The organism is Haloplanus sp. HW8-1, assembly GCF_023703795.1.
Lineage (GTDB): Archaea > Halobacteriota > Halobacteria > Halobacteriales > Haloferacaceae > Haloplanus > Haloplanus pelagicus.
On sequence record NZ_CP098518.1, the window covers coordinates 3,453,494 to 3,470,741 of the forward strand.

The 17,248-nt window shown below is 69.3% G+C and carries 15 protein-coding genes and 1 pseudogene; 7 read left to right on the forward strand and 9 right to left on the reverse strand.

The genetic code is table 11. From position 1 onward, the window contains the following. The first annotated feature begins 29 nt into the window (after nucleotides 1-29). Entirely contained in the window at nucleotides 30-2,324 is a 2,295-nt protein-coding gene (locus NBT82_RS18105; RefSeq protein WP_251329487.1) for a PAS domain-containing protein, read from the forward strand. Between the two features lie 88 nt (nucleotides 2,325-2,412). Here the strand turns inward: NBT82_RS18105 and NBT82_RS18110 are convergent, their stop codons facing one another. Beyond that, nucleotides 2,413-3,939: a DUF4397 domain-containing protein gene (locus NBT82_RS18110; RefSeq protein WP_251329488.1), complete on the reverse strand. Its 1,527-nt coding sequence runs from the start codon at nucleotides 3,937-3,939 to the stop codon at nucleotides 2,413-2,415. 317 nt (nucleotides 3,940-4,256) lie between these two features. Between NBT82_RS18110 and NBT82_RS18115 the strand changes: the two genes are divergently transcribed. The 3 genes from NBT82_RS18115 to NBT82_RS18125 all read left to right on the forward strand — a co-directional run bounded on the left by NBT82_RS18115 (nucleotide 4,257) and on the right by NBT82_RS18125 (nucleotide 5,890). Beyond that, nucleotides 4,257-4,535: an ArsR/SmtB family transcription factor gene (locus NBT82_RS18115; RefSeq protein WP_251329489.1), complete on the forward strand. Its 279-nt coding sequence runs from the start codon at nucleotides 4,257-4,259 to the stop codon at nucleotides 4,533-4,535. A gap of 61 nt (nucleotides 4,536-4,596) precedes the next feature. Beyond that, a complete protein-coding gene (locus NBT82_RS18120) occupies nucleotides 4,597-4,869 on the forward strand; it encodes a DUF8036 family membrane protein (protein ID WP_345780701.1) in 273 nt (90 codons plus the stop codon). A gap of 55 nt (nucleotides 4,870-4,924) precedes the next feature. After that, nucleotides 4,925-5,890 (forward strand): dienelactone hydrolase family protein, encoded by a 966-nt coding sequence (locus NBT82_RS18125; RefSeq protein WP_251329491.1) that lies wholly within the window; start codon nucleotides 4,925-4,927, stop codon nucleotides 5,888-5,890. A gap of 18 nt (nucleotides 5,891-5,908) precedes the next feature. On the opposite strand, the gene NBT82_RS18130 is transcribed toward NBT82_RS18125, so the two are convergent. Beyond that, complete coding sequence (locus NBT82_RS18130) at nucleotides 5,909-6,553, reverse strand: alpha/beta hydrolase (RefSeq protein ID WP_251329492.1); 645 nt, start codon at nucleotides 6,551-6,553, stop codon at nucleotides 5,909-5,911. Nucleotides 6,554-6,729: 176 nt separating this feature from the next. On the opposite strand from NBT82_RS18130, the gene NBT82_RS18135 reads away from it, so the two are divergent. After that, complete coding sequence (locus tag NBT82_RS18135) at nucleotides 6,730-7,269, forward strand: DUF1684 domain-containing protein (protein WP_251329493.1); 540 nt, start codon at nucleotides 6,730-6,732, stop codon at nucleotides 7,267-7,269. A 20-nt stretch (nucleotides 7,270-7,289) separates the two neighbouring features. Here the strand turns inward: NBT82_RS18135 and NBT82_RS20460 are convergent. The 4 genes and pseudogenes from NBT82_RS20460 to NBT82_RS18150 form a co-directional block, all read right to left on the reverse strand. Continuing rightward, nucleotides 7,290-7,430: pseudogene (locus NBT82_RS20460) on the reverse strand (Ig-like domain-containing protein); the annotation flags it as partial. A 239-nt stretch (nucleotides 7,431-7,669) separates the two neighbouring features. Further along, nucleotides 7,670-7,948 (reverse strand): WNWW family protein, encoded by a 279-nt coding sequence (locus tag NBT82_RS18140; RefSeq protein ID WP_251329494.1) that lies wholly within the window; start codon nucleotides 7,946-7,948, stop codon nucleotides 7,670-7,672. Then, complete coding sequence (locus NBT82_RS18145) at nucleotides 7,948-8,994, reverse strand: matrixin family metalloprotease (protein ID WP_251329495.1); 1,047 nt, start codon at nucleotides 8,992-8,994, stop codon at nucleotides 7,948-7,950. The genes NBT82_RS18140 and NBT82_RS18145 overlap by 1 nt, the downstream gene beginning before the upstream one ends. A 79-nt stretch (nucleotides 8,995-9,073) precedes the next feature. After that, the gene (locus NBT82_RS18150) at nucleotides 9,074-12,664 is read right to left on the reverse strand and encodes a right-handed parallel beta-helix repeat-containing protein (RefSeq protein WP_251329496.1); all 3,591 of its coding nucleotides are present in this window, start codon (nucleotides 12,662-12,664) and stop codon (nucleotides 9,074-9,076) included. A 348-nt stretch (nucleotides 12,665-13,012) separates the two neighbouring features. Here NBT82_RS18150 and NBT82_RS18155 point away from each other — a divergent pair, with 348 nt between their 5' ends. After that, nucleotides 13,013-14,704 (forward strand): Na+/H+ antiporter NhaC family protein, encoded by a 1,692-nt coding sequence (locus NBT82_RS18155; protein WP_345780702.1) that lies wholly within the window; start codon nucleotides 13,013-13,015, stop codon nucleotides 14,702-14,704. 4 nt (nucleotides 14,705-14,708) lie between these two features. On the opposite strand, the gene msrA is transcribed toward NBT82_RS18155, so the two are convergent. The 3 genes from msrA to NBT82_RS18170 are packed head-to-tail and all read right to left on the reverse strand — an operon-like array spanning nucleotide 14,709 to nucleotide 16,906. Continuing rightward, on the reverse strand, nucleotides 14,709-15,248 hold the full coding sequence (gene msrA, locus NBT82_RS18160) for a peptide-methionine (S)-S-oxide reductase MsrA (RefSeq protein WP_251329498.1): 540 nt from the start codon (nucleotides 15,246-15,248) through the stop codon (nucleotides 14,709-14,711). A gap of 37 nt (nucleotides 15,249-15,285) precedes the next feature. Next, a complete protein-coding gene (locus NBT82_RS18165) occupies nucleotides 15,286-16,566 on the reverse strand; it encodes a tRNA pseudouridine(54/55) synthase Pus10 (protein WP_251329499.1) in 1,281 nt (426 codons plus the stop codon). Between the two features lie 31 nt (nucleotides 16,567-16,597). Then, entirely contained in the window at nucleotides 16,598-16,906 is a 309-nt protein-coding gene (locus NBT82_RS18170; protein WP_251329500.1) for a DUF4112 domain-containing protein, read from the reverse strand. 114 nt (nucleotides 16,907-17,020) lie between these two features. Here NBT82_RS18170 and NBT82_RS18175 point away from each other — a divergent pair, with 114 nt between their 5' ends. Continuing rightward, the gene (locus NBT82_RS18175) at nucleotides 17,021-17,230 is read left to right on the forward strand and encodes a DUF8149 family protein (protein ID WP_251329501.1); all 210 of its coding nucleotides are present in this window, start codon (nucleotides 17,021-17,023) and stop codon (nucleotides 17,228-17,230) included. Nucleotides 17,231-17,248: the final 18 nt, after the last annotated feature.

A 17,248-nucleotide genomic window follows, 5' to 3' on the forward strand; every position in this document is an offset into this window, starting at 1 on the left:
TCAATTGTGCACGCCCCAGTTCGGCTGGTATGTCGAGTCGTGGGCACGTGTTGTGTGTCGGCAGTGAGGGCTGGCAGCCGTCGCGCGACGCGTTGGCGGACGCGGTCGGGGACGCCGAGATCAGGACGGCGACGACGGCCGCGGAGGCGCTCGAACTGGTCTCGGCGTGGCCGGCCGACTGCGTCGTCGCGGCGTCCCGACTCCCGGCGGGGGACGGCGGCGGGCTTGCCCTCCTCGAACGCGTCCGGGCGGTCGAGCCGGATCTTCCCTTCGTTCTCCACCCTGCGGAGGGGTCCGAACGCCTCGCGAGCGAGGCGATCGGCGCGGGCGTCACCGACTACGTGGCGGGGACCGACGGCACGGAGCGCCTCGGCGAGGCCGTGATGGCCGCCATCGACGGGAGCGACGGGGAGTCGGCGCGGATCGCCGACCTCGTTCGGACGATCCAGCAACGGCTCGTGCGGGCGCGGACGACCGAGGAGATCGACCGGGGTGTCTGCGAGGCGATCGTCGACACCGAGCCCTACGCCTTCGCGTGGATCGGCGAGTACGACGCCGCGGACGGGCGGGTCGTGCCGCGGGCCTCGGCGGGCTTCGAATCGGGCTATCTCGAAGCCATCGAGATCAGGCCGGACGACAGTTCACTCGGCCAGGGGCCGACGGGGCGGGCCGTCAGGACCCGGACGCTCGAAGCCGTCCAGGACATCCCGTCGGAGCCCACGTACGAGCCGTGGCGGGCGGACGCCATGGAACGAACGTATCGATCGAGCGCCGCGGTACCGCTCGTCCGCGAGGAGACGCTCTACGGTGTCTTGAACGTCTACGCCGACCGGACGGACGCCTTCGACGAGTCCGAGAACGCGCTGTTGTGCGACCTCGGGAAGACCGTCGCGCACGCGTTCCATCGCGTCCGGATACAGGACCGATACGAGGCCCAGTACCGGGAACTGTTCGAGGAGGCGCCGGTGATGGTCGCCCTGACGGAGGATACGGCGGACGGCCCGGTGATCGACGACTGTAACCGGCGCTTTGCCGCGAAGCTCGGGTGGTCGCGCGAGGCGCTCCGGGGGCGACCGCTGGCCGACGTGTACTCCGAGGCGTCGGTGGCGAGACTCCTCGATCACGATGGGTACGAACGAGCCCTCGCGGGCGAGTTCGCCACCGCCGAGCGGACGCTGCTGACGCGAGGGAACGAGCGACTTGAGACGCTGTTGCAGGCGACGCCACGCCGAAACACGCACGGCGACGTCGTCGGGACCCACGCGCTCTACGTCGATATGACCGAGCAGAAACGCGCCCGGGAGGTGATCGACCAGGCCGAGGCGATGGAGGCGTCGATGGACGGGATGGCGATCCTCGAACCCAGCGGCGAGTACGTCTACGCCAACCAGGCCCACGCGGACATCTACGGCTACGACGACCCCGCGGTCTTCCTCGGGAACACCTGGCGGATGAACTACGACGACGCCGAGGTCGACCGCTTCGAATCGGAGGTCTTCCCCGCGGTGGCCGGCGGCGACGAGTGGCGCGGCGAGGCCACGGGCGTCCGGGCGGACGGGAGCCCCTTCCCGCAGGAACTCTCCCTGAGTCCGCTGGCCGACGGGCGGTACATCTGTGTCGTCCGTGACGCCACCGAGCGTCGCCGGTACGAACGCCGACTGGAACGACAGCGTGACAACCTCGAAATCCTCAACCAGGTGGTCCGCCACGACATCCGCAACGACCTCCAGGTGGTGCTCGGCTACGTCGAATCGCTTCGGACGTTCGTCGGCGAGGACCGTACCGCCCACGTCGAACGAGCGGTCGAGAGCGCCCGCGACGCCGTCGAGATCACCGAGACGGCGGGCGACGTCGCGGAGGTGATGCTCACCGCCGACGCCGAGACGAAGCCGGTGGGACTCGGATGCGTCCTTGACGAGCAGGTGAGCGAGGTTCGATCGACCTACGAGGACACCGTACTGACGACCGACGGGACGATCCCGGACGTCGACGTCCGCGCCGACAACATGCTGGGGTCGGTGTTCCGGAACCTGCTCACGAACGCCGTCGAACACAACGACGGGGCGATCCGGAAGGTGACCGTCGCCGCGGCCGCCGACGCCGACACCGCGACCGTCCGCGTGGCCGACAACGGGCCGGGCATCCCCGACGACCGGAAGGACGCGATCTTCGAGGAGGGCGAGAAAGGCCTCGACAGCGGGGGGACCGGCCTCGGTCTGTACCTGGCCGAGACGCTCGTCGACCGCTACGGCGGCGACATCCGCGTGGGGGACAACGACCCGAACGGCGCCGTCTTCACCGTCGAGTTGCCGGTCGTCGACTGAGGGGCCGCGAGCGTCGCGGCCCGTCGCCCCGCCCGCGTCACCGGTGGCGCTCGGAGCGGGGGAGGGCGAGACACCCGCAACGCGCCCATCAGTCCATGCGGAGTGTCGCCGGTCGCGGGCCGGTTCTGCGCATACTCCCGCCCGCGTCGTCGCCATCCATCGAGCCGCCCGCGTCGCGGGCGACGAGCAGATCGAAGGGCGTGTCCGCGGGTTCGTCGTCGGGGGAGAAATAGCCCGCGGCGAAGCCGGTCGACACCGTGCCGCCCGCGAGGCTCACGTCGAACGTCGCGACGACGTCGCCGTCGTTGCTCTCGGTATCACCCCGGACTTGGAGCGTGTAGTCGCCGGCCGGAACCGTCACGTAGCCGGAGTCGCCGAAGGCGACGCCGTCGAAGAGCGTGTCGCCGTTGGCGGCCAGCGTCACGTCGACGGCGGGAGCGTCGGGGGAGGCGTGGACCAGCCGAACCCGGGCCATGTCGTCGTCGGGGACCGCGTTGTCGTCTTCGAGGACGAGCGGTTCGAAGGGTCGATCGGCCATGTCGCCGACCTCGCCGGCCGCGGCCACCGTATAATCGCTCGCGGACTCGACGGGAACCGCCCCTTCGAAGACGGTCGTGCCGTCGTCGCCGGCGGGGGTGATGCGGAGCTGGCGATCGCCGGCCGGAACCTCTAGATAGTCGCTGACGGCGCCGAAGGCGACGTCTTCGAGGACGGCGCTCCCGTCGGCGTAGACGTCGACGTTCGGGGCGTTCGGCGAGAGGTGGGCGACCCGCAGGTTCGCCGGGTCGGTCATCTCCATCATCCCACCGTCGGTGTCGTTGGTGACGAACAGGTCGAAGGGCGTGTCCGCGGGTTCGTCGTCGGGAGAGAGATAGCCCGCGGCGAAGCCGGTGTAGACCGTGCCGCCGGCGACGTCGAGGGTGAACTCCGCGACGACGTCGCCGTCGTTGGCCTCGGTGTCCCCCCGGACCTGCAGGGTGTGGCTTCCGGCGGGGACGGTCACGTAGCCGGAGTCGCCGAAGGCGACGCCGTCGAAGAGCGTGTCGCCGTTGGCGGCCAGCGTCACGTCGACGGCGGGGGCGTCGGGGGAGACGTGGACCAGCCGAACCCGGGCCATGTCGTCGGCCGGTGCCGTGTTGTCGTCTTCGAGGACGAGCGGTTCGAAGGGTCGATCGGCCATGTCGCCGACCTCGCCGGCCGCGGCCACCGTATAGTCCGTATCCACCGTGACGGGCACCGCCCCCTCGAAGACGGTCGTGCCGTCGTCGCCGGCGGGGGTGATGCGGAGCTGGCGATCGCCGGCCGGAACCTCTAGATAATCGCTGACGGCGCCGAAGGCGACGTCTTCGAGGACGGCGCTCCCGTCGGCGTAGACGTCGACGTTCGGGGCGTTTGGCGAGAGGTGGGCGACCCGCAGGTTCGCCGAACCGGTGGGGGTCTCCGTTTCGGTTTCCGTCGCCGTCGTCTCCATCTCCGTCGCCGTCGCCGTCTCCGTCGCGGTGTCGGTCGCGGTCGCGTCGCCGCCACCACTCCCACAGCCGGCGAGGGCGGCAGTCGCGGCGGTCCCGAGTCCGAGGAGTACGTGTCGTCGTGTCGCGTCTGTGGAGTCCGTCATCGTCCGGTCGCAGGGCAGTATGACAGACAAATAACTGCTTTCGTGATTCGGACTAGAATCTCTCGCAATTCCGGGCGGAGAACGGGGCTCCTCGCCTCACTCGTCGTCGTCGGAGTCGCGTCGGCGTCGAACGTGTCGAACCGTCGATCACCCATGCACAACCACTAAGGGCTCGACAGTCAACCTCCACCTATGCGACGACGCTCGTGGCCACCCGCCCGTCGATGCGGCCGGTCGCCGGGCAGTCTCCGGTCGGTTCCCACACGCGCGTCGAAGACCGGGGTGTTATTTGTGGCCTCCCCGGGAGGTGAACGTGTATGGAGGTGGTGCTCTGGCAGGTCCTCGCGGCGACCCGCGGCGGGCCGAACCGCGCCCGGATCCTCCGCGCGCTGGACGAACGTCCACGGAACGCCAACCGCCTCGCCGACGATCTGGATCTTGCGTACAACACCGTCAGACACCACCTCGACGTACTGGAGGAACACGACCTCGTCACGAGCGGCGACGAGAGCTACGGCACCGTCTACCTCCCCAGCGAACGCACTCGGAACCACTGGGACACCGTCGAAGATATCTTCACCAACCTGAGAGAATGATCCGCACCGCCACCACGAGCCGAACGAACGCGCCGAGGACGGGGGGACCGTCGTGAGCCTGATGGTCGACGCGGCGCGAGTCGCCGCCGGAATCAACGTCGTCCTACTGCTCGGCCTGCTGCGCATCTGGATCCGCAACTACCGCGAGGTCCCGGGCTCGATACTTCGCGGGCTCATCCTGTTTGCCGTCCTCCTCCTCGCCGAGAACGTCGTGGCGCTGTACTTCTACTTCAACGCGCCGGCGATGCCGCCCCTCGCCGTCGAGGTCATGATGATCCTCCAGGTGCTGGAGGCCGTCGGGATCGCCGTCCTCTTCTATACGAACTGGCAGTGACGACCCGCCGTTCCGGCGACACGGTTTTGCCGACCCGTTCCCTTCCCAACACGAAATGTCCAGCTCACGCCCCGTCTCGGTTCTCGTCGCCGCGCTGGTGCTCCTGAGTGGCTGTTCGGGAGTGTACTCCGGCGACGCCACGCCGACTGCCGCGCCGACGTCGACGCCCACCCCCACGTCGACGCCCACCCCGACCCCGGCGCCGACCGCACAGGCTTCGTACACCCAGACCCCTCACACCGGCTGTCAGCCCGGGACCATCGAGAAGAACGGCTCCTGTGAGGCCGTCACGTCCGGCGGCAACGCCGACATCTTCGACGCCGAGAACCTCTCGGCCATCACGAGTACCCGGACGACCGTCGACGGGACGCCGGGCTATCTCGCCCGCCCCGCCGACGACGGCACCTACCCCGCGGTCGTCATGATCCACGAGTGGTGGGGGCTCAACGAGAACATCGAGCACATGGCCGACATCCTCGCCGGCCACGGCTACGTCGTCTTCGCGGTCGACCTCTACGACGGCGAGGTGGCGACGAACGCCTCGACGGCGAGTCGTCTCTCCGGGCAGGTCCGCGAGAACCCCGACGTCGCCGTCTCGAAGATGAGCCGTGCCGTCTCGGGCCTGCGCGACCGCCCCGACACCACCGAACAGGTCGCCAGCCTCGGCTGGTGTTTCGGCGGCGGACAGAGCCTCCAGTTGAGCCTGAGCGACGCCGATCTGAACGCGACGGTCATCTACTACGGGACCCTCGCGACCGACGAGTCGACGCTTCGCGACGTCGACGGGCCCGTTCTCGGGATCTTCGGCTCCGAGGACCAGGTGGTCGATATCGAGACCGTCCGCGAGTTCGACCGGACGCTCGGCGAGGTGGGCGTCGAACGCGAGATACACGTCTACGAGGGCGCGGGTCACGCCTTCGCCAACCCGAGCGGCGAGAGCTTCCGCCCGAACGACACGCGGGACGCCTGGGGGAAGACGTTGCGCTTCCTCGACGAGAACCTGCGCGACGCGGACGCGTGACACACCGGCGCCGGCGGTTCACTCCGCGGCCACGAGCGCCGCCAGCATCGACGAGACGTGTTCGCGTTCGTCCGCGTTGACCGTGTGTCCCATGCCCTCGTAGAGTCGCGTCGTCACGTCGGCGCCAAGCCGCTCGAACACCGTCGCCGTCTCGCGGACCCGCTCGGCAGGGATGTGGGGATCCACGTCGCTACAGCCGAGGAAGACCGGCGTCCCGTCCAGGTCGCCGTCGTACGCCTCGGGGTCGATCCGCTCGCCGATCAGGCCGCCGCTCAGCGCCGCCAGGCCGCCGTACCGGGTCGGGGTGCGGGCGACGAACTCGCTCGCGAGGCAGCCCCCCTGCGAGAAGCCCAGCAGGAGGGTCCGGTCGGTCGGGATCCCGGCGTCGGTCGCGCGCTCGACGGCGGCCGCGACGGCGTCCAACCCCGACGAGCGCCCGGGTTCGTTCGACTCGACGGGCGCGGTGAAGGGGTTCGGATACCACGTGTTGCGGGCGGCTTGGGGCGCCAGATAGGCCACGCCCTCGGCGTCGAACTCCCCGCCCATCCGGAGGATGCTCCGCGCCGTCGCCCCTCGCCCGTGGACGAGGACGGCGGCGGCGGCCGCCTCGTCGAGCGGCGTTCCGTCCGTCAGGAGGGGTTGACTCCCGTGTGGCTCGCTCACGCCGGGTCGCCCCCGGATCGAGAACCGTGCCGTCGACCGAGCGCTTCGGTTCGCATACGCCGCCGTAGGATCGGCGCCGATAAAGGCGTTCCCCGACGCCGGTGATACCTGATTGTGTCGACGTCGGCGGGACCGCCGGTCGCTGGACTGAAACCCGTCGGCGCGGAACGACACGTATGACCGACGACTACGCCGAGCGCCTGCGTGCGAACCGCGCCGAGAAGGATCGAGCCTTCGCGGAGGACCGGGCGTCGCCGCTCCCACCCGAGGAGCGCGACGACTTCGACGGCCTCGACTACTTCGAGCCTGATCCGACCTACCGCGTCGAGGCCACCGTGACCGTCCACGAGGACCCCGACTCGGTCGAGATGGAGACGAGCGACGGGCGCACCGTGCGCTACCTGCGGGCAGTCACGTTCACCGTCGACCTCGATGGCGAGACCCACACCCTGTGTGGCTACCGGCAGGAAGGGGGGACCGGTGACGAACTGTTCGTCCCCTTCCGCGACAAGACGACCGGCCAGCAGACGTACCGCGGCGGCCGCTACATGGAGCTGTCGCCGGATCGGGAACTCGCCGACGGCGATCGGATCACTCTCGATTTCAACCTGGCGTACACGCCGTTCTGTGCGTTCAGCGACGCGTTCTCCTGCCCGCTGCCGCCGGAGGAGAACTGGCTGGAGACGACGGTTCCCGCCGGCGAGCGGGCGCCGTAACCCGCCAGCCCGCGGTTCAGTGCGACCCCGCAGTCGGCGGCGACGACGGCGTCGAGCTGATTGAACGGCGCCGTGGCCCGAAACGACCGGGCGATCCGCGCCTCGCCGTCGACGCGGACGGTCACCCGGTAGCGGCCGGGTCGCCACGGCCTCTCCCCCACCGTCCCTGTTGACCGCGAGGGCGGTGATGCGGTCCCCGGGACCCCCCGTACAGCCGGCGAGCGGGAGCGTACCCGCGAGACCGAAGAGGAGTCGTCGGCGTTTCATCGGGGGTGCTGTGACCGGGACGTAGAAAAATCCCCACGGTCGGGACGGCGGCCGCGTTGGGAGTGTTCGCGGCGCCGCCGGTCGGTTCGACGCCCGGCCCATCCGAACGCACCGATGCCGTCCACGACGCGGGTCAGTCCTCGTAGCGCCGCACCCGAAACTCGACGTAGTCACCGCCGTACGCGAGGTCGAGCGCGCCGAGCCACCAGTTCCACCGTGTCGCGAGCGACGTCCCCTCGGGCGCGTCGCCGAGTTCCGCGATCACCGTCTCGACGGTCACGGGCGTTCCCCGATCGGCGCGGAGACGCCCCGAGTCGGCCAGATCGCAGACCCCTCTGACCACCGCCCGTCGTTCGCCCGCGTCGGCGTCGAAGGCGTCGGCGAGCGCCGCGTCGAGACGCTCGGCGTCCATCACTCCCACCACGCGCTCCGACGCTCGCGGTAGCCGGCGTCGCGGAACGGCGGCGGTTTCTCCCCGTCGGCCTCGGCGCCGAAGGCGTGTGCCAGCCAGTAGCCCACGTGCCACCCCACCGCGTCGGCGTCGAGTCCGACCAGCGTGATCTCGACTCGCGTGTACGTCTCGATGGCGCCGTCGCCGTCGGGGTCGGTGCCGTAGGTGCTGACACACGACCCGCTCGACGCTCGACAGTTCTCCGCCTCGCCGAACCGAACGCGGATCTCGGCGTCGGACGCCCCCGTGCGGGAGAACGAGAGGTCGTCCGGCATTCCGGGGGCGTCGGCCTCGTAGTACGACAGCGTGTGGCCGACCTGCCGGTCGACCACGTCCGGGTTCGAGGCGTTCTCGGCGTCCACCCGGACGGTAAAGTCGCCGTCGGCCCACGGGAAGGCGCGCTCGGTCGCGTTCGGCTGTGGTTCGGTGTAGATAACCGACCGCGCCTGCATCACCGACCGCGGGGCGTCACCGTGGTCTAAGCCGAGCGTGTGTCCGAGTTCGTGTTTCGTCACGAGCGTCGTCGATCGATCCGAGAGTCCGGCTTTCACCCACACCGTCTCCGGCCGGTCGACCATCCGGGCGTCGGTGAGACGCGGCGCACATCCCACCGCGTCGGACACCCCCTGACACTCCGGGAGTTGGTCGGTGACGGCGACGACGAGGTCCGGATTCCGCGCGTCCGATCGCACCTCGTATCGAACCTGGAACCCGAGGTACGCGTCGTCGTTCTCCTCCCAGAACCGCGTCGCCTCGCGGACGACCGACTCGACGCCGCCGTCACGCTCGCCCGCGTCGCGAACCGCCACCACGATCGGCTCGTCCCCCCAGGGGTTCGCGCTCGGTGCGGCGGTCCCGACCCGCTCCGTCGGCGTCGCCGAGGGCGTCGCGCCCCCGCCCGCCGTCGGTCCAGCCGTGTCGGTCCCCGTCGCGGCCGACGGCTCGAACGGCGTCGTACAGCCCGCGAGAACCAACAGACAGACGATCACGAGCGTCCGGGCCGTCATACACCCTCTCCGTGGCGGGCGCTCAAAAACCGTTTCCCTCGGTGCCGACCGGGGCCGGAGCGGCGTCTCGGGGGCGCCCTCAGCGCCGGCGCATCGCCACGCCACCGGCCAGGAGAGCCACGAGCGCCGCCAGCGCCCCGAACCCGTTCCCGCTCCCCTCGGTCGGGTCGGGGCTCGCAGCCGCCCCGTCGGCCGGTTCCCCCGTCGCCGTCGGCGTGATCGCTCCGGTCGTCGCCGTCGGCGACCCGTCGGGCGTGCGGGTCGGCGTCGGCGTCGTTTCCGTCCCCGCCGTCGGTCGGGTCGCCCGATCCGCCGGCGCGATCACCGCGAAGGTGGAGAAGCCGGGTGTCTCGGCCGCGACGACGACCGTCTCGTCGTCGGTCGCGACGACTTCGGTGTCGAGGCGGTGGAGGTCGTTTCCGCCGTCGAACCGGACGACGCGTAGCGCCGACGGCTCGACGCCCGCGTCCTCGACCGCGATCCGGGGCACCGCGACTTCGACGGTCGCCGGCCGATCCGCCGCCTCGTCGGGCACCGACACGTCGACGGCCGCGACGGTTCGGCCGTTCGGCTCGGGGGCCGTGGCCGGCAGTCCGCCGACCGCCTCCAGGGAGACGGTGCCGCTCGTCGCCCGGTCGAACGCGACGGTGACCCGCCGTGCGGCCCCGTCGTACAGCCGCTGGGTCACGGAGCGCTCGCCGGCGAGGATGGCGCTCCCGACGCCGCTCCCGCCGCCGTCGCCCCCGTTCTCGCCGCCGGAGTCGGTGGCCGGATCGCCGATCACGAAGACGGAGAATCCGGGCGTCTCGAAGGTCAGCCGCACGCGACTTTCGGTCACGCTCTGCACCTGCGTCGCGAGCGGCTGGTAGCCGTTCCCGCCGCCCACGTACCGCCACACCTGCGTCTCGTTCGGGTCGACGACCGACTCCCGGTCGACGACGACGTCCACCGTCGCGTTCGCGTCGCTCGTCGATTCCGGGGCCGTGATCTCGACGTACGACGCCACGCGGTTCACGTCCACGCCGTCGGCCTCCGTCGCGTTCGGAACGGCCGACGGCTTCGACGACAGATCGCTGACCGTCGCCGTGCCGCTCTGCCCTGCCGTGTACCCGATGCTCGCGTTGATGACCTCCGTGCCGTTCACGTCCAGCGTCCCGGTCGAGGAGCCGTCGACGACGGTCCCGCCCTCGCCGCGTTCGGGATCGCCGAGGACGACGACCGGTCCGAAGGTCGTGAGGTTGGCCGTGACGGTGTTGGCCGCCGAATCGAGCGTGCTCGCGGCCGTCGCGTACGATCCGGACGCCGAGTCGTAACGGGCGAGTACGAGACTCGATTCCTGCAGCCCGAGCGTGTCGTTGGCGGTGTAGTCGACGGTCACGTCGGCGAACGCGCCGGCATCCAACCTGCTCAGTTCCCCGACAGTCCTCGCTCGCTTCCGCCCGTCACCCGGGGACGGCGACGCAACCGTCCCCTCGAAGGAGACGTTTTTCGCCTTGATGGCGTCGAACGTCGTCGCTCCCACGGCGACGTTCGAGGCGTCGAGCGGCGCCGGCGACACCTCGAAGGTGTCGGTGGTCGGCCGCACGTTCAGCTCCGGCCCGCCGTTCGCCGTCAGCGTCGTGTCGACGATCCGCGACCCGGTCTGGGGGCTGACGTTGATTCCGGCGTTCCCGTTGTCCCGTACCGTCGCATTGGCGATCAGGAGTCCTCTGGCGCTTCGGTCCTCGAGGTACACGCCGTCGCCCGAGTTGTTCGCGACCGTGGCGTTCCGTAGGGTCGCGTCGAACCCGTCGTTGACGATCCTGATCCCGTCGGCGTTGTTCCGGGCGACGACGTCGGTCAGGGTGGCGTTTCGATCCTTGACCCTGAACCCGATCTGACTGTTGTTCCGGGCGACGACGTCGGTGAGGGTCGCGTTCGGCTCTCGCACGTTGAATCCCTCGGGGCTCCCCGTCGCCGTCACGTTCCGTAGCGTGATGTTCCGTTCGTCCACCCTGACGCCGGACTCGGAGCCGTCGCCGTTGTTCGACGCACGGCTGTCCGTCAGAACTGTCCCCTTCGCGACCTTGATCCCCGAGTCACCGTTGTCGGCGGCGGTGACGTTCGAGAAGGCGTTGTCCCCACTCTGGTCGTGCAGGCCGTAGTGGAGGTTGTTCCGGACGCTCACGTCGTCGACGGTCACGTTGCTGGCGTCGACCGCCAAACCGGTACCGGTACCGCTACTCCCGTTCTGGGTCAGATTCCGGACGACGACGTTCGCCGCCTCGACTCCGACACCCGTATTCGCGTTGTTCCGGACCGTCACGTTCCGGACAGTTGCGTTCTTCCCTCTCACCCCTATTCCCGGCTGCCAGTCGTGGTCCTGCGCGTTGTTCCGGACGACGCTGTCGACCAGCGACCCCCCTTCGCCGAGTCTGATTCCAGCATGACCGTTCCGAGTGATCGTCACGTCGTCGAACGTGTTGTTCACGTACCCCGTCGCGCTCACTCCGTAGTCGCTGTTGTTCGTAACGACCGCGTCTCGAACTGTCGTGTTGGCCGCGCTGACCTCTATTCCGTCGCCGTTTCGCTTCGCGGTGACGTCGACGATGGTCGCGCCGTCGCTGCCGAACGTGGTTTTGAGTCCGTCCCAGTCGTTGCCGGTCGCGGTGAGATGGCGGACCGTTCCCGATATTTCGAGACGGACGCCGTGTTCCCCGTTGTCGACGGCGGTGACGTTCGACAGCAGGACGCCGTCGCCCTCGTTGGCGATGATCCCGTTCGCCGCGTTGTCCTCCACGGTCACGTTCCGGAGTGTCGCGTTCGTGCTGACGGACTCCGAGATCCCGACCTCGAACCCCTCGGTGCTGCTGTTCGTGACCGTGACGTTCTCGTAGGTGTTGTTCACGCCGGCTTCGAGGATTCCACTACCGCTGGTGGTGTTGTTCACCGTCACGTCCCGAATCGTGTGGTTCGCGCTGTCGATCTCGAGACCGGTGGACGAAGCCTGTCGGATCGTCACGTCCGCGACGGTCGAGCCGTTCGATATCCCCTGATAGAGGCCGACGCTCCCGCCCTCGACCGTCGTGTTCCGGATGGTCCCGTTGGCGAAGTCGATGCCGTGGTTGTTGCTGTCGATGACTTCGACGTTCCGGAGCGTCACGTCGGCGGCGCTCAGGCTGCCGATTCCGTCGCCTCCGGAGTCGACGACGGTGAGGTTCCGCACCGTCGCCCCGTCGACAGTCACGTTGACGGCGGGATATCCGAGTGAAACACCGCCACCGTCGAGTCGGCTGTACCCGCCGTCGAGCACGATTCCGGCCGTCGAATCGACGTCGACGCTCCCGTTGAACGTCCCACCACCGACGACGACGGTGTCGTTCTCGGCCGTCGCGTTGTCCAGCGCGAACTGGATGGCCGTCGCGCTGTCGGTATAGGAGACGTTGACGTCGGGCTTGGCCCCGGCGTAGGACGCGTTGATCGTCCCCGCGGCGGTGTCGACCCGATACGTCGCGTTCGCGACCCCGTTGCCGTCGGTTACCGAGACGGCGAGGGTCCCCGGATCGGCCGTCGGCGCCGGGTTACCGCCCGAACTGGCGGCGACGGGCCCGACGAACGTCCCGAGGCCACCCGTGACGAGCAACAGGGTCATCGCCGCCGCGGCCGGGCGTGTCCACGTCCCACCGGTCATCGCGACGTATCCCTCGATACCTGCCGGTTCGGGGCCGTCCCGTGACCGGCGACCGAGCGGACCGGTGGCCGTCCTCTCGTTGGACCATCACTCTCCATCGAACGACAGTCACCCGTTCGCGTCCCCGACATATCCGTCGGACCACAGGTCGAGACTGAAAAATCTGGTGAACGTGGCGCCGTCGGCCGAACCGCCGGCCCGGACGGTCCGACGAGGGCGCCCCAAAATCTCGGCACATGAGAACACACCCCAAACTTTATTCGAATCACTCGACCATTCCCGGTGGCTATGGCAACGTCGTACGGAGTGCTCGCGCTGGCGCCACCGTTGCTGGCGATCGTCCTCGCGATGACGACCCGGCAGGTTCTGGTGTCGCTGTTCGCGGGCGTGTGGATCGGTGCACTGATCGTGGCGGGGTGGAACCCGATCGCGGCCACCGCGCTCACCATGGACTGGCTCGTGGAGGTCGTCCGATCGCCGTTCGACACGAAGTTTATCCTGCTGATCATGTTCATGGGGGCAGGGGCCGCGTTCATCTACCGTTCGGGCGGCATCCTGGCCCTGGAGCGGTGGATCGGTGATCGGGTGGACAGCGCACGGGACTCACAGATCCTCACCTGGCTCATCGGCGTGTTCATCTTCTTCGACTCCTACACCAGCACCGTCGTCACCGGGAACGCGACGCGGGAACTCTCCCAAGAGAACAAGTCCTCGCGGGAGATGCACGCATACGTCCTCGACTCGACGACCTCGCCGGTGACGACGTTCGGCCCCGTCTCGAACTGGATCGGGTTCCAGGTGTCGATGGTGATCGCCGGGTTCGAGGCCGTCGACGTCACCCTCTCCGAACTGGGCACGAGCGCCTTCGGCCTGTTCCTGCAGAGCATCCCGTGGAACATCTACTGCTTCATGGCCTTCTTCATGGTCGGACTCATCGCGATCACCCAGCGCTTCTACGGGCCGATGCTCGACGCGGAGTGGCGCGCCCGCAAGACGGGACGGACGATCCGCGAGGACGCGACCCCGCTCTCCGACGTCTCACAGGACGTGGGCGAACCCAGCGAGAAGAACCCCTCGCTGCTGAACTTCTTCGCCCCGATCCTGGTGTTGCTCGTCGTCGGCCTCGTCTCGATGTGGTGGCTCGGCGGCGGCTACCAGCCCGGCGTCGACGTCGCGACCGCCTTCCAGGAGACCGACGTGGCGCTCGGTCTGCTGTACGGCGCCTTCGCGTTCATGCTGACCGGGTTCGTCGGCGCCCTCGGCCTCCGGACCATGGACCTCGAAGCCGCGAGCGACACGATCATCGACGGCTTCAAGACCATGAACATCGCCATCGCGATCATCGTCCTCGCGTGGTCAATCGGCCTCGCCGCCGACCGCGTCGGGACGGCACAGTTCATCGTCGACATGATGGTCGGCAGCGGCGTCCCGGGGAGCTTCCTGCCGCTCATCATCTTCGTCGCCGCGATGTTCATCGCGTTCACGACGGGAACCTCCTGGGGGACGATGGGGATCCTGACGCCGATAGCGATCCCGCTGGGCTACGAACTGGTCGGCCTCTCGATCCTCCCGGTGCTGATCGGCGTCCTGTTCGGCGGCGCCATCTGGGGCGACCACAGCTCGCCCATCAGCGACACGACGGTGATGTCGTCGATCTTCGCCGGCTCCGACCACATCGACCACGTCAACACGCAGATCCCGTTCGCGGCGACCGCCGCGGGCATCACCGTGATCGTTCTCCTCCTGTACGGCTTCGGGCTCCGGACGCCCTTTGTCGCCCTCCCGCTCGCGTTCGTCCTGACCGCCGTCGCCGTCGTCGCGCTCAACAAACTCGACGCGCGGCGCAAGGGGCTCCCGGAGGTGATGCCCGCCGCCGCGGCCATCGAATCCGGCGACGTCGACGTCGATGCGGTCGAGGCGGGGCGGACCGACGGCAACGACGGTAGCCACGACTACCTCTCGCTGGTACCGGTGCTGTCGGTCGTCGTCGTCGTCGCGTACCTCGCGCTCGTGTTCGCGTTCGCCACGCTCGGCGGCTAGGCGGCTACTCGCTCGCCACGCGGTCGCCGAACCGTTCCCGCACTTTTTTGAGTTTCGGCCGGATCTGTACCTGGCAGTACGCTCGCTGGGGGTTGTTCGCGTAGTAATCCTGGTGTTCGTCCTCGGCGGGATAGAACGTCTCCAGCGGTTCGACCTCGGTGACGATCGGATCGTCGTACGCGTCGGCCAGGCGGTCGATGGTCGCCTCGACGGCCGCACGCTGCTCGTCGTCGTGGTAGAAGACGGCCGAGCGGTACTGGGAGCCGACGTCCGGCCCCTGTCGGTCCTCAGTCGTCGGATCGTGGAGCGCGAAGAAGACTTCGAGTAACTCCTCGTAGCTCACGACGGCGGGGTCGTACTCGACCTGGACGGCCTCGGCGTGGCCGGTCGACCCCGAACAGACCGCCTCGTACGTGGGATCGGGCGTGTCGCCGCCACAGTATCCGGAGGTGACGCCGTGGACGCCGGCCAGTTCCTGAAACGGCGCTTCGAGACACCAGAAACAGCCCCCCGCGAGCGTCGCGGTTGCGCGGTCGTCGGTCATGCTCCTCGTAGTCGCTCGACGCGTATGTACGCACCGCCTACAGGAGGTAGTCCTCGTCCGCGAACGCCTCGTCCTCGCCTTCGACCGCTAGCACGTCGAGGGCGGTAACGCGGGCGCCGACCCCGAGCAGGCCGGCCAGGCTTGGCTCGGTCCGCCCCTCGTCGCCGGAGATCAGTTCCTTGACGTAGAGGCCCCCTGCGCCGTGGATCTCGACCGTGGCGTGCCGGGGATCGTCGATCTCGCCCGTGGCGTCGTACACCTCGCGGGTGCGGGTCAGGTTCGCTCGCCGGTGGTCGACCCGCTGGGGCGTGTACTGCTCGATCGTCGCCCCGTCGAGTTCTTCGAGCGCGGCGTCGAGGGCGTCGCCGTCGGCTGCCTCGTCGAACTCGACCGTCGCGCGGTAGGTCTTGCTCGCGTCGAGTCCCTTCACGCGCTCGACCATCTCGTAGGTCGCGAGACGGAGCCCGGTCACCTCGACGGCGCCGTCGGCGAAGGCGTTGACGTCGGCCTCCAGGCGCTCGACGTCGACGTGTCGACGGCGCGGCTCTTTCACCTCGACGACGAACGGCCGCCCGGTCCCGAGCATCCGGGCGTCCACGTCCTCGCGGCCGGCGCCGTGAAACAGCGCGTCGACGCCGTCCATCACGTCTTCGACGACGGGCGCGATCAGCCCCTCGACGCTCCGATCGTAGAGGTAGCCGGTCCCGCCACAGTGGTCGCAGGGCTCGCGCCCCTGCCGGCCGCTACCGTCGCACTCGCGGCAGGGCCACTCCGTCTGTGGAACGTCGCGTTCGAGTTTGCGGTATCGGCCGTAGACGAACGCGGAGTTGATCGTCGTCTCGACTCGGTCGTCGGCCACGTCGAGGACGAACTGGACGTGCGGGCGCTGGAAGTCGACGTCGGCCTCGGTGCGACGACCGATTCGCTTGCCCACCTCGCGGTTGAACTCCATCTTGAACGGCTCGCCCGCCTCCGGATCGGCACCGACCTCCGCCCGCAGCAGACGCTCGTTCTCCTCGATCAGCGGCGGCGTCCGGGTGCCGACCTGGTAGGTGTCGAACTCGACGTCCGCGACGGCGTCGGCGGCGCGGGCCGCCCAGTCGTCGAACTCGTCACACCGACCCTCACACACCCAGCAGTCGGCGGTGTCGACGGGCTCGAAGTCGTCGTCGTCGTCGAGGGCGACGGCGACGCGCAGGGACCGGCCGCGTTCGGCGTTGGTCAACCCGAAGCTCCGGTCGGCGAAGACGCGTCCCAGGCACGCGTCACAGACCGGGCCGGTCGCCGCGAGTCGGCGCGCGTCGTCCAGGAGGCTCATACCGCCGAACGGGGCGGCGCGCGTAATTAAGTTACCATTCGAAGGGCGTCGGCGAGTCACCAGCCCATATCGTCGGCGACGGGGCCTGCCGCGGCGAGACAGGCGGCGCCGGAGCGTCGGTCCAGAGGACGAGCGCCGCCCGCGCCAGCGTCGCCCGCGGCACGCTGGTCCGGACGGCGACGGACAGGACGTACGCCGCGAGGACGGCGCCGACCGCGTCGCCGACGACGGGTAGGAGGCCGATCAGCGGTTCGACGCCGACCGCCGGTCGGTGCCGGGGAGCCGGTCGAGTCGTCGAGATGGTGGCTCGGGCCGTTGGGCCGCCGGCGGTCGGCCGCAACCGCCGGGACGGTGGTCACGGCCGACCCGACGTGTGCGATGCCCGAAGCGTTCCGGGTCCAGGTCGGACGCGCCGTTCCCCGCCCTTTTTGCCCCGGAGCGCGACGCTCCGTCGATGACCGACGACGATCCGACGGTGCCGATCATCTGTTCGGCCTGTGAGACGACGACCCGGGTACCGCTGTCGACGGTCGCCGACGCGGTCGCGCGGCACAACGAGAACGTCCACGACGGCGAGTCGATCGCGGAGGTCGACCCCGCTGTGACCGATCGCCTCGCCGACCTCGTCGCAGACGACATGGGCCTGCTCGACGACGGCGAGTGACGACACGAACGTGTTCGG

Bases quoted from the DNA above. Each gene is read 5' to 3' on its own strand.
- NBT82_RS18135 (WP_251329493.1), top strand. From the start codon at position 6,730: ATGACCGACGACTACGCCGAGCGCCTGCGTGCGAACCGCGCCGAGAAG.
- NBT82_RS18125 (WP_251329491.1), top strand. From the start codon at position 4,925: ATGTCCAGCTCACGCCCCGTCTCGGTTCTCGTCGCCGCGCTGGTGCTC.
- NBT82_RS18175 (WP_251329501.1), top strand. From the start codon at position 17,021: ATGACCGACGACGATCCGACGGTGCCGATCATCTGTTCGGCCTGTGAG.
- NBT82_RS18110 (WP_251329488.1), bottom strand. From the start codon at position 3,939: ATGACGGACTCCACAGACGCGACACGACGACACGTACTCCTCGGACTC.
- NBT82_RS18155 (WP_345780702.1), top strand. From the start codon at position 13,013: ATGACGACCCGGCAGGTTCTGGTGTCGCTGTTCGCGGGCGTGTGGATC.
- NBT82_RS18140 (WP_251329494.1), bottom strand. From the start codon at position 7,948: ATGGACGCCGAGCGTCTCGACGCGGCGCTCGCCGACGCCTTCGACGCC.
- NBT82_RS18165 (WP_251329499.1), bottom strand. From the start codon at position 16,566: ATGAGCCTCCTGGACGACGCGCGCCGACTCGCGGCGACCGGCCCGGTC.
- NBT82_RS18120 (WP_345780701.1), top strand. From the start codon at position 4,597: ATGGTCGACGCGGCGCGAGTCGCCGCCGGAATCAACGTCGTCCTACTG.
- msrA (WP_251329498.1), bottom strand. From the start codon at position 15,248: ATGACCGACGACCGCGCAACCGCGACGCTCGCGGGGGGCTGTTTCTGG.
- NBT82_RS18145 (WP_251329495.1), bottom strand. From the start codon at position 8,994: ATGACGGCCCGGACGCTCGTGATCGTCTGTCTGTTGGTTCTCGCGGGC.
- NBT82_RS18115 (WP_251329489.1), top strand. From the start codon at position 4,257: ATGGAGGTGGTGCTCTGGCAGGTCCTCGCGGCGACCCGCGGCGGGCCG.
- NBT82_RS18105 (WP_251329487.1), top strand. From the start codon at position 30: ATGTCGAGTCGTGGGCACGTGTTGTGTGTCGGCAGTGAGGGCTGGCAG.
- NBT82_RS18150 (WP_251329496.1), bottom strand. From the start codon at position 12,664: ATGACCGGTGGGACGTGGACACGCCCGGCCGCGGCGGCGATGACCCTG.